The 14,904-nt window shown below is 59.9% G+C and carries 8 protein-coding genes; 2 read left to right on the top strand and 6 right to left on the bottom strand.

The window, feature by feature from the left end; all coding sequences use genetic code 11:
- Positions 1–36 precede the first annotated feature (36 nt).
- On the top strand, positions 37–912 hold the full coding sequence (gene pdxY / locus RHIBUN_RS0100400) for a pyridoxal kinase PdxY (RefSeq protein WP_025657958.1): 876 nt from the start codon (positions 37–39) through the stop codon (positions 910–912).
- 62 nt (positions 913–974) lie between these two features.
- Positions 975–1,616 (top strand): carbonic anhydrase, encoded by a 642-nt coding sequence (locus tag RHIBUN_RS0100405; protein ID WP_025657959.1) that lies wholly within the window; start codon positions 975–977, stop codon positions 1,614–1,616.
- Positions 1,617–1,675: 59 nt separating this feature from the next.
- On the opposite strand, the gene RHIBUN_RS0100410 is transcribed toward RHIBUN_RS0100405, so the two are convergent.
- From RHIBUN_RS0100410 to RHIBUN_RS35015, 6 genes are all read right to left on the bottom strand, one after another.
- Positions 1,676–2,494 (bottom strand): lytic transglycosylase domain-containing protein, encoded by an 819-nt coding sequence (locus RHIBUN_RS0100410; RefSeq protein WP_025657960.1) that lies wholly within the window; start codon positions 2,492–2,494, stop codon positions 1,676–1,678.
- A 169-nt stretch (positions 2,495–2,663) separates the two neighbouring features.
- The gene (locus RHIBUN_RS0100415) at positions 2,664–3,698 is read right to left on the bottom strand and encodes an aspartate-semialdehyde dehydrogenase (protein WP_025657961.1); all 1,035 of its coding nucleotides are present in this window, start codon (positions 3,696–3,698) and stop codon (positions 2,664–2,666) included.
- A 113-nt stretch (positions 3,699–3,811) separates the two neighbouring features.
- On the bottom strand, positions 3,812–4,024 hold the full coding sequence (locus tag RHIBUN_RS0100420; protein ID WP_025657962.1) for a hypothetical protein: 213 nt from the start codon (positions 4,022–4,024) through the stop codon (positions 3,812–3,814).
- Between the two features lie 27 nt (positions 4,025–4,051).
- Entirely contained in the window at positions 4,052–5,272 is a 1,221-nt protein-coding gene (gene opgC / locus RHIBUN_RS0100425; protein ID WP_025657963.1) for an OpgC domain-containing protein, read from the bottom strand.
- A 100-nt stretch (positions 5,273–5,372) separates the two neighbouring features.
- A complete protein-coding gene (locus RHIBUN_RS0100430) occupies positions 5,373–13,892 on the bottom strand; it encodes a glucoamylase family protein (RefSeq protein ID WP_025657964.1) in 8,520 nt (2,839 codons plus the stop codon).
- A 354-nt stretch (positions 13,893–14,246) separates the two neighbouring features.
- Positions 14,247–14,411 (bottom strand): DUF1328 domain-containing protein, encoded by a 165-nt coding sequence (locus RHIBUN_RS35015; RefSeq protein WP_025657965.1) that lies wholly within the window; start codon positions 14,409–14,411, stop codon positions 14,247–14,249.
- Between the last annotated feature and the right edge of the window lie 493 nt (positions 14,412–14,904).

The raw sequence follows: 14,904 nt of genomic DNA on the forward strand, positions 1-14,904 counted from the left end.
GGGGATCAACACTCATTGGAAGCCGAGTCGAGCATCATGTCGGAAAATGCCGCAGGAACTGTCATCGTTATCTCCAGCCACGTTGTGCGCGGCTCCGTCGGAAATCGTGCAGCGGTCTTTGCACTAGAGACGCTTGGTCATCAGGTCTGGGCGCTGCCGACGATCGTGCTTCCGTGGCATCCCGGTCACGGTCGGTCGACGCGACTAACGTTCACCGAAAGCGATTTTGAGGCGGCCATCGACGATCTCATTCGCGCGCCCTGGATCGGCGAGGTGAAGGCGGTTCTTTCCGGCTATTTCGGCAATGCCGCGCAGGCACGCTCGGTTGCCCGGCTCGTAACGGCTTTGCGAGAGCGCAAGCCGGACCTGCTCTATGTCTGCGATCCGGTCATGGGGGATCTGGGCGGTCTCTACGTACCACAGACAACGGCAGAGGCGATCAGAGATTATCTGATCCCACTGGCGTCGCTAGCGACGCCCAATCGATACGAACTGGCCTGGCTTGCAGGCGCCCCGCTGGAGGACAATACGGCGATTATGGACGCCGCCCTGTCGCTGGGGCCCTCCCGTATGCTGGTGACGTCAGCGGTGCCGATGATGGCCGGTGGCACGGGGAACCTCTATCTCTCGGGCCGTCACGCGCTGCTGGCGGAACACCGCCTTATCGACAAGCCGCCGAATGGTCTCGGAGATCTTCTTGCCGCGCTGTTTCTGTCGCGACTTCTTTCCGGCATGGAGGACGAGAAGGCGCTTCAGCTTGCAACGGCAAGCGTCTACGAGGTGCTTGCCCGCGCCGTGAAGCGGGGCAGCGATGAATTGACGCTGGCAAGCGACTCATCGAGCCTGGCATCGCCGATGGCGATGGTCCAGATGCGGCGCTTGATGCATCCGGCCCAAAGGCGCAAGGGCTAACGACGCTTCCTATCTTGCAGTGCGATATTGATCTTGCCGGGCGCAAGCTGTAATCGAAGATCATGCAGCGTTTTCCAAACACCCTTCTCGACGGTTACCGCAACTTTATGAACGGGCGTTACACGGACGCCCGCGATCGCTATAAAGCGCTGGCCGAGCACGGCCAAAACCCAAGTACGCTGGTGGTCGCCTGTTCGGATTCGCGCGCAGCCCCCGAGCTGATCTTCGATGCCGGTCCCGGCGAACTGTTCGTCATCCGCAACGTGGCCAATATGGTGCCGCCCTACGAGCCGGACGGCCATTTCCATGCCACCTCGGCTGCGCTGGAATTTGCGGTTCAGGCTCTGAAGGTTGCAGATATCGTTGTCATGGGTCACGGGCGCTGTGGGGGCATCAGGGCCGCTCTCGATCCAAGTGCAGAACCCCTGTCACCCGGTGACTTTATTGGACGCTGGATGTCGCTCGTGAAGCCTGCGGCAGAGCAGATCGGCGCCAACGATGTCATGACGCCTTCTGAGCGTCAGACCGCTCTCGAGCGCGTATCGATCCGCAACTCCATTGAGAATCTCAGGACCTTCCCGAACATCAAGGCATTGGAGGAGGAAGGCAAGATCGCGCTTCACGGTGCCTGGTTCGACATCTCGACCGGCGAACTCTGGGTGATGGATTCCGAAACTCGCGACTTCATTCGCCCGGACGTCTAAGTCCAAAACAAAAAAGCGCCGAACTCGGTTCGGCGCTTTTGGCTTACGCTAAGCTGTTCTCAATTTCCGTCGATCTGCTGGCCAATGTAGGCGATCGCCTGCTGGTAGACCGTCGCCGCGTTCCAGCCGGCGATGGCCGCGAAGTTGGGCTCGCCCGGCTGATAACCCGCACCGGCCTGCCAGCCATGGCCCTTCAGGAAGTTGGCAGTCGAGGCGAGCGCGTCAGCGCGAGAACCGACCATATCGACGCGGCCGTCGCCGTCGCCATCGGCGCCGAAGCGCACGACATTGCGCGGCAGGAACTGCGTCTGGCCGATTTCGCCATGCGCTGCGCCGCGCGCCTGGGTATTGAGATAACCCTCAGAGACCAGCTGCAGCGCTGCATAAAGCTGGTCGGTGAAATAGTCGGAGCGACGGCAGTCATACGCGAGCGTGGAGACGGCCGACAGCGTATGCTGGTTGCCCATGTAGCTGCCGAATCCGGTTTCCATGCCCCAAATCGCGATCAACGGGCCGGCAGGAACACCGAAGCGACGCTCGATCGATGCAAAAAGGGCTGCATTGGAGCGCTTCATGCTCTTGCCGCGTGAGATGATCGCGGCACCACCGCGCTTCTGCATGAATGCATCAAAGGAAAGCTTGAAGCTCTTCTGGCCACGGTCGGCGGCAATGGTCGGCCTGTTGTAGGAGACGTTTGCGAAGGCGCGATCCAGAACCGAGGGGCTGACACCGTTTGCAACGGCTTCTTGCTTGAACTCGTCCACCCAAGCGTTGAAGCCGGCGCCGTTGTTGCCGCACTGGGCGGCCGAGGCGGCTGCAGGAACTGCGTGGAGCATGCAGGCGGCGGCAGCTGCCAGCAAAAATTTCGTCATGCGCATGGAGATATCCCGATCTGACTGGCCTTCAAACCGGGCCAGCGGCCCGCTTTCGGCAATATTGTCACCGTCTTTGATTTGGCAAGCGCGGGAAGCCGAAACGACAAACCCGCGCCAAGAAAAGCCCTTACCTTATTTAGCCGGGCTTAACAAACCATAGTTAACAATTGGTTCAAGCTGCCTGCTTGCGCGGCTTCACAAGTCCGCGATTGACAAGCAACTCGGCGATCTGGATCGCGTTCAGAGCGGCACCCTTGCGGAGGTTGTCGGAAACCACCCACATATTCAGACCGTTCTCGACCGTCGCGTCCTCGCGGATGCGCGAGATATAGGTCGCGTCTTCGCCAGCCGATTCGTAAGGCGTGATGTAACCACCGTTCTCGTGCTTGTCGATGACGAGGCAGCCGGGAGCTTCGCGCAGAATGTCGCGTGCCTGATCGGCCGTGATCTCGCTTTCGAATTCGATGTTGACCGATTCAGAGTGGCCGATGAAGACTGGAACGCGAACTGCCGTGCAGGTCACCTTGATCTTCGGGTCGAGCATCTTCTTGGTCTCGGCGAGAACCTTCCACTCTTCCTTCGTGTAGCCGTCTTCCATGAAGACGTCGATGTGCGGGATGACGTTGAAGGCAATACGCTTCGTGAACTTCTTGTTCTCGATCGGATCCGCGACGAAGACGGCGCGCGTCTGGTTGAATAGCTCGTCCATACCGTCCTTGCCAGCGCCGGAAACGGACTGGTAGGTCGAAACGACGACGCGCTTGATCTTGGCGAAGTCGTGCAGCGGCTTGAGAGCGACGACAAGCTGCGCAGTCGAGCAGTTGGGGTTTGCGATAATGTTTCGCTTGCTGAACTGGGTAACAGCGTCCGGGTTCACTTCCGGAACGATCAGCGGCACATCGGCGTCGTAACGCCACGCCGAGGAGTTGTCGATGACAACGCAACCCTGGGCGCCGATCTTGGGCGACCACTTCTTGGAAACTTCGCCGCCGGCCGACATCAGGCAGATGTCAGTATCGGAGAAATCGTAGTTGTCGAGGTTGGCGACCTTCAGCGTCTTGTCGCCGTAGGACACTTCGGTGCCCTGCGAGCGTGCGGACGCAAGCGCTACGACTTCATCGGCAGGAAAACCGCGCTCGGAGAGGATATTGAGCATTTCCCGGCCAACATTCCCGGTCGCTCCCGCAACTGCAACTTTAAAACCCATTTCTCAAGCTCTCTTTCTCTTCTCTCCTCTTGTCCGGTGAGGGGGAAAGCGCGCAAATATCGCGGCTTCCTTGTCCCCAGCCGGGCCGGGGAGAGAGCGGCAGGCCAGAGACGTCAGACGGTTTTCGTCGTCGTTTTGGCCTTGGTTTTGGAAGAAACCGGAACGGCAATATCCATCCCGGCACCTTGTGCCCGGTCATTGCATGCAGCAATGGCGTGTTCGTCGCGAACCATGGATATTCCTTTTCCGCCGTTGCTCTTAGAAGGTTTTCCACAGGAGTCAAGGTTTTTGCGATCAGATGCGGCTGGTGGCGGCGGACTTGCGATCTTCCAGCAGCCTGATGCCACCGCCGTCTAGCGCCGATCCCGCGAACGATCGACGCGGACAGGAACCGGCACCATCGTTCGGTTGGGCAACCTGTCTCGGCCGCCTGTCTCGAGCATGCGCTTGCGTTCAAGATGGTAGGCGTAGGCAAACTGGATTGCGATGCCGATAACAACGAAGACCGGGCCGACGATCCGGTCGTGGTTGTTGATGTAGAGCACCACCTGGCCAACCATCGCCAGAATGGTGCCGGCGACAAAGATGTTCAGCGAGTGGCGGCCGAGAATGGTCAGCGGATTGTCTGCGGACCGGCGAAGCAGGCGCGAGATTGCCGGAATATTGATGACGAGATACGTCAGCGCCAGAACGTGCAACAGCCTCGGCAGGGACAGGAACGTCTTGTCGAAACCGGTCAGCACCGGCGGCAGACCGAGCGCTGCCAACGCAATCCCAAAGCTCCAGAGTTGACCGACCACCCAGGCGAAGGACAATGCGACGTAAGCGGCGGCAGCGGCAAAGAGGACCGGGTGCTGCGGCAGTTTGCCGCCGCTGCGGACATGCATCATACCGACGATGCCGATCGTGAAGAGGAACTGCCAGGACAGTGGATTGAGGAACCAATAGCCCTCAATCAGCATGTTATGGGGCGCAATCTCGTAGGTGCCTGCAAAGAGCCAAACGGTGCCGGAGACGGCCAAAGCGAGAAGAGGACTTGCCGCGTTGAGCAGAAGGATGACTGGCACCATCAGCATCAATGCCCCATACATCGGGAGGATGTTGTTGTAGCCGATCTGATGTCCCAGCAGCACGAGCGAGGGAATACCAGCCTTCAGATTGGTGAGGACAGCAAGAATATTGATCTCGCACAGAAGGCCGGGGCGGTGGAAGACCCAGGCACCCGTCAGGAACAGGGCAAGTGTCATGAACGTCGTTATCATGTGAGCCAGGTAAAGAGTGAACGCCCGCTTCGTGGCCTTCACTGCGGTGTGAAGCCACGCGCTTGGCTCAAACCGCGTGCCATAGGCCAAGCCGACGGCAATACCTGAAATCAGAACGAACGCCTCGGCGGCATCCGAGAAGCCGAAATTCTTGGTTGTAAGGTTCTCGAAAATCTGACCGGGAACATGATTGATGAAAATCGTGATGAGCGCGAGCCCGCGCAGAACGTCCAACCGCGTATCGCGCTTCGCCGGCGCTACCGTCACAGAACTCTGCTTGGCGCCGATCGTCGCCCCGCGCGCTATTGCCATGGAATTCTCCTGCTCTTCCGATTTGCAAACGCAGTTGCGGCCAAAAGGGTTCCCTTTTGGCCGCAACGAATCGCCGGATGATTAGCCAGGAAAAATGCTGTTATCCGACCGGATATCCCTCGTCGGGATCGGTGACTTCGCGTCCATTGATGATCACATCATAACCTCTCGGATGGGACGATTTTGAGACCGAAATGAGGTATTTAGCACCTGCGCGTTCAATCTCGGCGGAGAAGCCGTCCCATGTGCTTGCCAGTGCGGGACGCACGTACAAGCGGCCATCCCTCACCCGGATGCCGAGGATGCCCTCGATCACCGCGCGATAGAGCCAACCGGCCGAGCCGGTATACCAGGTCCAACCGCCGCGCCCGCTAAGCGCGCCCTCACCGTAGACGTCAGCCGCGATGATGTAGGGTTCGACGCGATAGTGCTCTGCCGAAGCCGGATCGCGCGCATGGCTGATCGGATTGAGCAGATCGAAGCAACGCAGGGCATCATCGCCGCGGCCAAGTTCAGCCAGCGCCAGGACGACCCAGGTCGCGGCATGGGTGTATTGGCCACCGTTTTCACGAACACCCGGCGGGTAGGCCTTGATGTAACCAGGATCCTTAGCCGAGTTTGCGAAGGGCGGCGTGAAGAGCCGGATGATCCGCGCTTCCGGATCGACCAATTTCTCCAGCACGGAATTCATCGCCTTCGCCGAGTGCGCCGGATCTCCCTCCCCTGATAGCACGCTCCAGGATTGGGCGATGGAATCGATCTGGCATTCGAGGCTTTCCTTGGAGCCAAGCAAGCTGCCGTCGTCGAACGTGCCACGCCGGTAGTGGGCGCCATCCCAGGCAACGGTCTCGAGTGCGGCCTTGAGGGTGGTCAGGTGCTGGGTCCACCGTTCGACGCGCGCCTTGTCGCCGCGCTCTTCCGCATATGCCGAGAACGAACGGAGCGCGCCTGCCAGGAACCAGCCAAGCCAGACACTGGTGCCCTGCCCGCCAATGCCGACACGGTTCATGCCGTCGTTCCAATCGCCTCCGAGGAAGAGCGGCAGGCCGTTCTTGCCTGTTCGGGCGATGGCGAGATCGAGCGCGAGGGCCGCGTGTTCGTAAACGCTCACCTTGTCTTCGGAGACTTCCGGCAGATAGAAGGAGTCGTGCTGCCCTTCGAGGAGTGCTGGCCCTTCCAGGAAAGCGAGCTGTTCGTCGAGGACTCTCTTGTCTCCCGTAACGCTGCAATAGTGATGGATCGCGTAAGCGAGCCAAACCACGTCGTCTGAAATCATCGTCCGAACGCCGGCACCAGTGCCTGGCAGCCACCAGTGCTGCACATCCCCCTCGCGGAACTGACGCGAGGCGGCATTCAGGATCTGCTTGCGAGCGATCGACGGCTCATGGATGACGAATGCCAACGTATCCTGCAGCTGGTCGCGGAAGCCGAAGGCGCCGCTTGCCTGGTAGAAGGCCGTGCGCGCCATGATGCGGCAGCCGAGGCTCTGGTATGGGAGCCACGTGTTGATCAGATTGTTCATGCCCTGATCGGGCGTGGAAACCTGCACCTTTCCGGTGAACGCCTGCCAGAAGGCACGATTTGCCTGGACAACATCGTCAAAGGCGACCTTGCGGATATCGTTGATCACCGCCCGCGCTTCCGCCTTCGTCTTCGTGTCGCCGAGGAAGAAGCAGACGTCGCGCTCCTCGTCCGGTGCGATCTCGATATCGAACGCCAGAACCGCTGCCGGGTCGCCGTCGAGTTCTGTAGCGCCTGAAAGGCTGGTTCCCAAGCTCAATGCACGCGGTGCCTGGATCGTACCTTTCTTGCCGATGAATTCCCGGCGGCTGGCGGTAAAGCTCGATGGTTTCTCGCTGGCCACAAAGAAAGCGACACGACCGGAATAGTCGATGCTGTAGTTATTGCTTGCAAACAGCGCGCCGGTTTCCGCGTCGTGTTCCGAGAGGATGAACGGTGCGGACCTTTGCGAATTGTTGCCGAGAATCCATTCGACGTAGCCGTAGATCCGCAGCTTTCTTGGCTTGGAGCCGGTATTGCGTAGCCGGATTCGCTGCAACTTAACCGGTTTCTCGCGATCGACGGTCTGCGTAACCTCGAGTGCGATCTCGTTCTGGACGCTGGAAAAGGCCGAATAGCCCAGACCATGTCGCGCTTCGAATCGTATGTCTTGGCGATCCGAGAGGTTTGCGAACGGGGTCATGACGGCGCCGCTATCTTGATCGACGACGTAGATCGCTTCACCGGCGCGGTTGATGACTGCATCATTCGACCACGACGTCAGCTGATAATCGCGGGAGTTTGCGCTCCAGGTGAATCCCGCACCTTCCGCGGAGACATGGAAGCCGAACTTTTCGTTCGAGATTACATTGATCCACGGATGCGGCGTTGCGTGGCCCCCGGGAAGGCGCACGACGTATTCGCGACCGTCGCCGGCAAAACCGCCGATGCCGTTCCAGTAGTTGAGATCGCCTTCTTCCTCGATGACCACCTTCGATGGCCGTGCGGCCGGTTTCGGGGCGCTCCGCTTGATTGACGTCCTCGTGCGATCGGCGCGCTCCAGTTCCTGCTGCTCTTCCTTGCTTGGAGAAAAGAGTGCGGCGGCACGATTGATCTGATCGATAATCTTGCCGTTCTTGGCATGGAGCGTCACGCGGGAGGCCGAGATCAGCGCGTGATACGTCGATTCTTCCATCAGATCCTTGCGGACCGTGAAGATGTGCTGGCGCAAGCCATCGGCCTGACCCAAGCGGCGGACATTCTCGGCCATCTGGTCGACGGCGTGCTGCATGTCCTGTGCGTAGGACGACGCCCGCTCGTTCATGATGACCAAGTCGGCGGTGACGCCGCGCGAGCGCAGGTATTCCTGCGCAAGCAAGGCCTCCCTGACGATTTCGAGATCCATGTCATCGTTGACGCGCAACGTGAAGATCGGGAAATCGCCTGAAATCGCAAGCGGCCAAAGCGACGACTGCGACTGCATCCCGGCCGCGACCGCGGCAGCATCGGCTCGCAGATACATATCCGGATAAACCAGGTGGCGGCCGAGGTGCTGGAAGGCTGCTGCCTGCTGCGACGTGACACCGACGTGGCGCATCTGCACCTGCGTGCGGGTCCAGGCCTGGACGAGCTCGTTGTTGAAGGCGTCGGCGTGGCGGTACCGATCAACTGCCTGGTCCACCTCATTGCGGCTCGGGGCGGCAATGGTCCAGAAAGTGACAGTGACCTTCTTGCCGGGCGGTACGCGGACGGTGCGACGAAGCGAGAGCACCGGATCAAGGGTGAAGCCGTCCGTGCCGGAAAGGGTCGCGCCCGGGTCGAAGGCAGCAGCGTTTGCGAGGCTGCGTCCCCGTCCGAGGAACTTGCGGCGATCGGTTTCGAATTCCGTGTCCCGCGTCGAGCCGGAGTTGTCGACGATAAGGTGGGCAACGGCCATATTCGGCTCGTTCGGATCGCGCTTGTTGCGCTCGACCCGGATGACGTCACCACGCTTGCCGATCTCCGTCTTAACAAACATCCGGGCAAATGCCGGATGGGCGTTATCGACATCGTCCGTCGCCAGAACCGGTTCGAGATACGACGTCACCTCGATGAAGCGATCTTCCGTTCCGGTGTTGACGAGCGTCAGGCGTCGAGCCTCGGCATCATGCTCGGTCGCAACGATGCATTCGACTTCGCTGGTGATATCTCCGACAGTCTTGGTGAACTCCGCCTTTTCGTCGGCGAAGAGAACTTTAGCTTGTTCGCCTTCGACACTCTTTGGCTCCGTCGTTGTCGACCACCATTCGTTGGTCGCCGTATCGCGAAGGAAGATAAAGGTGCCCCAGCGATCCTCTGTCGGATCGGCTTTCCAGCGGGCGACCGACTGGCCGTTCCACCGCGAATAACCGGCGCCTGTTGCGGTCAGCATCAGCGAGTAGTGGCCGTTCGAGAGGAAGACCAGCTCGCGATCGCGCGAGGCGGGGTCGTAGATCTTGCGCAGTTCAGGGCGCAAGAGATCGTCCTGGATGCTGGCTGGGGTATCGGACTCGTGCTTGCCGCTCATGACCGGAATATCCCTCGGTGCCTTCTCTTGCAGAAGGAGCTCGGCAGCCTCGATCACTGGATCCGAGTGGAATAGTTCGCGCAGATGGCCGTTGAAGGCAACGTTCGCGACAGCGGCGATCGACATGCCGTGGTGGTGAGCATAATAGTTATAGACGACCGCGCAAGTCTTGCCTTCCGGCAGGCGCGTCGGCGTAAAGTCCACGGCATCGTGGAAGCCGAACTTGCCGAGCGCGCCGAGCTTGCGCAGACGCTGCAGGTTCTCCAGCGCCGCGTCAGGATCGTACTGGCTGGCAAGGATCGACGCATAGGGCGCGATGACTGCGTTGTGGCCGAGGCCACGCTTCAGGCCGAGCGACGGTACGCCGAAGTTGGTGTACTGGTAATTCAGGTTATGGTCGCGGGCATTGAAGGCCGCTTCTGAAATACCCCACGGAATCCCCAGCTTGCGCGCATGGTTCATCTGCTCGACCACGACCAGATTGTTGGTCTGGTTGAGGATACCGCCGCCACGCTCCTGCATGACGAGCGGTGGCATGAGGTATTCGAACATCGAGCCGGACCAGGAGACAAGCGCACCGCGCGAGCCAACCGGGACGACCTGGCGGCCGAGGCGGTACCAATGTTCCGTCGGCAGATCGCCCTTGGCGATGCCGAACAGGCTGGTGAGCCGGCATTCCGACGCCAGGAGGTCGTAGCAGGCCTGATCGAGTTCACCGCTTTCCACGCGATATCCGATCGAGAGCAGGCGTCGCTCAGGTCTGAACAGGAAGCCGAAATCCATCGAGAAGGCGAGGTCACGGGCCTTGTCGCGCAAGGCAATCAGGCGCGGACGCAACGCATCGATGTTGGACAGATCGAAGGTGCTGTCTGAAATGTGGGCTTCGCAGACCTTGACCAGAGACTCCGCCCAGCGCGTGACTTCGGCGCTCAGCGCAGACTTCACCTCGTGATCGAGGTTGGCGGCGAGCTTCTGAATGTCGCGCGCCAGTACGGCCAGGTTGATGATGCGGATGGATGCGAACTCATGCTCGCGCTTGACCGCAGCCAGCGCATTCTGGAAGCCGATGATGCGTTCCTCCAGGCGACGGCGCAGCGGACGGACCGTCTTGCGATCGTCCGGCAGCTCCGACAGCACTTCCGCGAGGATGCCGGCAGTATCGCCGACGCCATCGAGATTGCCCTGCATATGGGCCGAAGGCGCTTCCGCCCAGTTGCGACAGGCAGACGAGATCGCGATCAGGTGGCCGGCGAGGTTGCCGCTGTCGACCGCGGAAACATAACGCGGTCCAAGCGTCTCCAGCGTATCCGTGTGATACCAGTTGAAGAGATGCCCGCGGAATTTCTCCATCTTGTCGATTGTTGCGATCGTCTGTTCGAGCCGCTCGATGGTTTCCTCAAAGGAAAACCAACCGAAATGGCGGCCCGAGACGACCGACAGCAGGTAGACCCCGATGTTGGTCGGCGACGTGCGCGTCGCCACGATCACGTGCGGCGTTTCCTGAACGTTGTCCGGCGGTAGATAGTTCTGCTCGGCGGTGGTGAACGTCGCGAAATAGCGCCAGGTGCGGCGCGCGATCTTGCGGAGCTCGCTGGAAACGGAATCGGCAACCTCAAGCCGGTCCTCGGTCTCGGCGGACTGGCTGACATAGTAGGCGACCAGCGGCGAGATGATCCAGAGGAACGCGAAAGGAACGCCGACGAGGTAGGCGTTGTCGCCGGAGAGGGCCGCGAAACCGAGTGCGAGGAGGGCCAGCACTGGCGCGTGCCACATTGCCTTGTAGTAAGACGGGATCGTTCCCTGCTTGCCGGCCTGAACGCTCGCTGCCGTTCGCCACTGCAGCATCAGTTTGTGGCTGAAAAGCAGGCGATAGAGCGAACGAGCGATGGCATCAGCCATCATGCAAGCGGAATCGGCGATGAACACGATCCGCAAGGCTACCTGAGCGTTGGCCGCGCGAATATCAGACCAGACCGTGTAAAGGTGAGCACTGGCAACGATATCGCTGCTGCGCGGAATGATGCCATGGATCAGCGAGAGGGTTGGAGCGACGAAAAGGCAGAAAATCAAAAGGATCTGCCAGACCAGCGCGCCGAGTGGGCTCATGAAATACCAGCCGAGCACCGAAGCGAAGAACCATGCGATCGGCGTCAGCGAGCGCCGCAGGTTATCGAACATCTTCCAGCGGCCGAGCCCGGTCACACCGTGCGTCGGGTTGAACATGTACGGCAGCAGCTGCCAGTCGCCACGCGCCCAGCGATGCTGGCGCGACGTCTCGACCTCGTAGCGGGTCGGGAAATCTTCGACGAGCTCTAGATCGGTGACGAGCGCGCACCGGGCCATCGAGCCCTCGAGCAAATCGTGGCTGAGCACCGAGTTTTCCTCGATGCGACCCTTCAAGGATCCTTCGAAGGCGTCGACATGATAGAGGCCCTTGCCGGTGAACGTGCCCTCACCTGCCAGATCCTGATAGACGTCGGAGACGGTGAAGACGTATGGGTCGAGGCCGCGGTTGATCGAGAAGACACGTTGGAAGACCGATGCATCCTTGCCTGTTGTCAGCGATGGGGTGACACGCGGCTGCAGCACGCCGTAGCCGCTTTCGACGCGGCCCGTGGCCGGATTGATGACCGGACGGTTGATCGGATGGTAAAGCTTGCCAGCGAGCTTCGTGACCGTATCGCGCATGAGGCGGGTGTCGGCATCGAGCGTCATCACGTACTGAATGTTTGCCGGTACGATATTTGCACCGGGAAGGTAAGTCGTATCGCGGTCGCCGCGAAGCAGCAGGTTCAATTCGTGCAGCTTGCCGCGCTTGCGCTCCCATCCCATCCAGGCGCCCTCGGATGGATTGTAAAGACGACGGCGGTGCAAGAGGTAGAAGCGCGTCTTGCCATCGAAGGCATAGCGTGCCGAGAGGTTCGCGACCTCGCGGCGGGCATAGTCCAGAACCTCGAGATCGGCCGAGGTTTCTTCGACCTGGCTATCCGGCCAGTCGCTGAGCAGTGCAAAGTAGATTTCGCCGCGCGGGTTGGCGAGGTAATGAACTTCCAGATTGCGGACCAGTTCATCGACGCTGTCGCGGTTCGAGATGAGGCAGGGAACGACCAGAAGCGTTCGGGCTTCCTCGGGGATGCCCTCCTTGAACTCGTAGCCGACCAAGCGGGCCGGTGTAACGAAGAACGACAGCACGGTGTTGAAGAGACCGGTTGCTCCTTCGGAAGCCGGAAGGGAGAACATGATCAGCAGGATTGCGATCTCAAGCGGTCCCATGCCCGCATGCGCCATGAACTTCCCAACGATCGCCATGGCGATGATGGTGAGCAGGATCACCGGAACGGCGATCGACAGCCAATTGAATCGGCGGACCGTGCGGACGAAATGCTGCGTCAGCGTTGGGCGATAGTTCGACCGTGCTTCGAGCTTGGGTCTTTGCGCGCCGGTCAGGAAGCCACCGACGTTTGGTTCGTGCGGTTGCGGCTCGTCGGAGGCCTTTGCCTCCTCGGTCATGTCGAGCGCCAGCTGGGCGATCTCCATTTCCGAGAGCTGCGAGCGCTTGGCCAGTTTTTCGATCTGCTTGCGATATTTGTTGCGTGAGCCGGAATCGAGATCGCCGTAGTCGGAATGATCCCAGAGCAGCTTGTCGACGTGGCTGACCTGTTCAACCCAGACCGACCACTCGGTGTCGTCGATCTCGCGAAGGCTGCGAATGATGTTGCCCATCGTGACGTTGCCGGAGGACAGGCGGCTGTGCTCCGCCATCGTCGTCTCTTCGGTGTCGCGACCGAGCGCTTCAAGGCGTTCGTCCAGCCATGCGATCGCCACGCTCGACGCCTGGGAGCCATCGCGCATGCGGTAGAGGAACTGCGTCGCGAAGGTATTGTCTTCGGCGAGCGACTCGAGCGATCTGAGATAGTCGGCCGCCTGTGCCGGCTCGGTCAGCCGCACAAGCTCATCTGCAGCCTCATTGGCGCGCCTGCGCATCCGGCGGCTGCGTTCGACGCGGATCGAAATACGGCGCAGGTTTTCAACGAGCACGTAGCGCACGAGCGATGGCAGCGCCCAGAGCTCACCGATCCTCAGCGTTTCACCCTGCTGGAAGCCATCGACGAGGGCCGTCAGGCTTTCCTGCGAAATCGTGCTTTGAGTGTGGGCAACATAAAGCCAAGCCAACGCCAGGGTGCGTGGGATCTGGACGCCGTTCACGTTGATCGTAGGCAGTTCCCGATAGAAGCGCCGCGGGAAGTCGCGGCGGATCTCTTGGATCGCTTCCTCAACGATGTAATGGTTATCGAGCAGCCATTCCGCCGCGGGGGTGATCGTTTCACCGGATTCCACATCCGTTGCCGTGGTGCGGTAGACCCGCAGGATCTCCTTCTCGTTTTCCTTATGCCGCGCGAAGAAATCGAAGGGCGCAAAGGCGGGCAGCGAGTCGACGCCGCGGTCGGCTACGGTGGCGGCCATCGCCTTGATGTTCTCGATGGAAAGGTAGGTCGAGCGGATCGAGTCGTTATGGTCGATCTGCTTCGGTTCGGACTCGCGGGACGGGCTCGGAGACGTGGCGGAAATTGACATGGGTTCGGTTCTGGATCCAAGCAAAGTTATGATGATTTGCGTAGCCTTTTGCACTGCCAAATATGACTGCCGCATGAACAGCGCCGGGGTTTCTTGATCCCGGACAACACAATCAAAACGACGATCAACCGACGATGCGAATCGGTTTAAACGCGACCTGAGTGGCTATTTGCGTAAACGGCTCCGCTGCGCCCTCCACCCTTCTGGAGCCTTTCCGGGAAAGTTGGACACCATTGCGATAATTCAAGTCAAGATGTTTCAAAGGATGCGGAGCTCGTTCGGCCAATCTCACGTGCCGACGAAAAAACCGGCGCTCAAGAGCGCGCCGGCTTTCAACTCCCATATTATTCGTTCTCAGGTGCGACGCATAAGGCGCATGACCAGCGAGACAACGAAAAGGATCAGGAACAGGAAAAAAAGAACCTGGGCGATGGATGCGGATGCACCTGCAATACCGCCGAAGCCCAATACGCCGGCAATGAGCGCCACTACGAGAAATACGAGTGCATAGTAAAGCATGGCGATCTCCTTTGTTTTTGCTGCTCAAATAACGGCAGGTCGTCTTATTGGTTCCGTTGGAACTTCAGGCCCGCTGGATCCGTCAACGAAAAAGGCGCGCCGAGGTGGACGCGCCTTCACAAAAACCTGGGAAAGGAACGCCGCATCTCTAAAATGCATGGAAGAGATAGAGCAGAATGATCACCGGGATTGGGATACCGATCAACCAGAGTAAAATGCCTTTCATCGTCATTCTCCTTCTCACATCGGGTGTGCTAAGGGAATGAACGGGGGAACGGATGGTTCCGAAGCGGCAACTTCAGCGCAGCAGCCGCAGCCTTTGCCTTATCCTAATATGCCAAAGACGAGGGCAGCAACGAAGACAAACGCTGCCGTGACAAGCGTAGCGTGAACAACAAGCTGAATCTTGCTACGCCTCGTGGCCGGCCGCGCGGTCTGCGCGGGACGATACTGATTTACATGAGCGTGCGAGATACCCAGATCTGCCATGTGC

This window comes from Rhizobium sp. IBUN, assembly GCF_000510625.1.
GTDB lineage: Bacteria > Pseudomonadota > Alphaproteobacteria > Rhizobiales > Rhizobiaceae > Rhizobium > Rhizobium altiplani.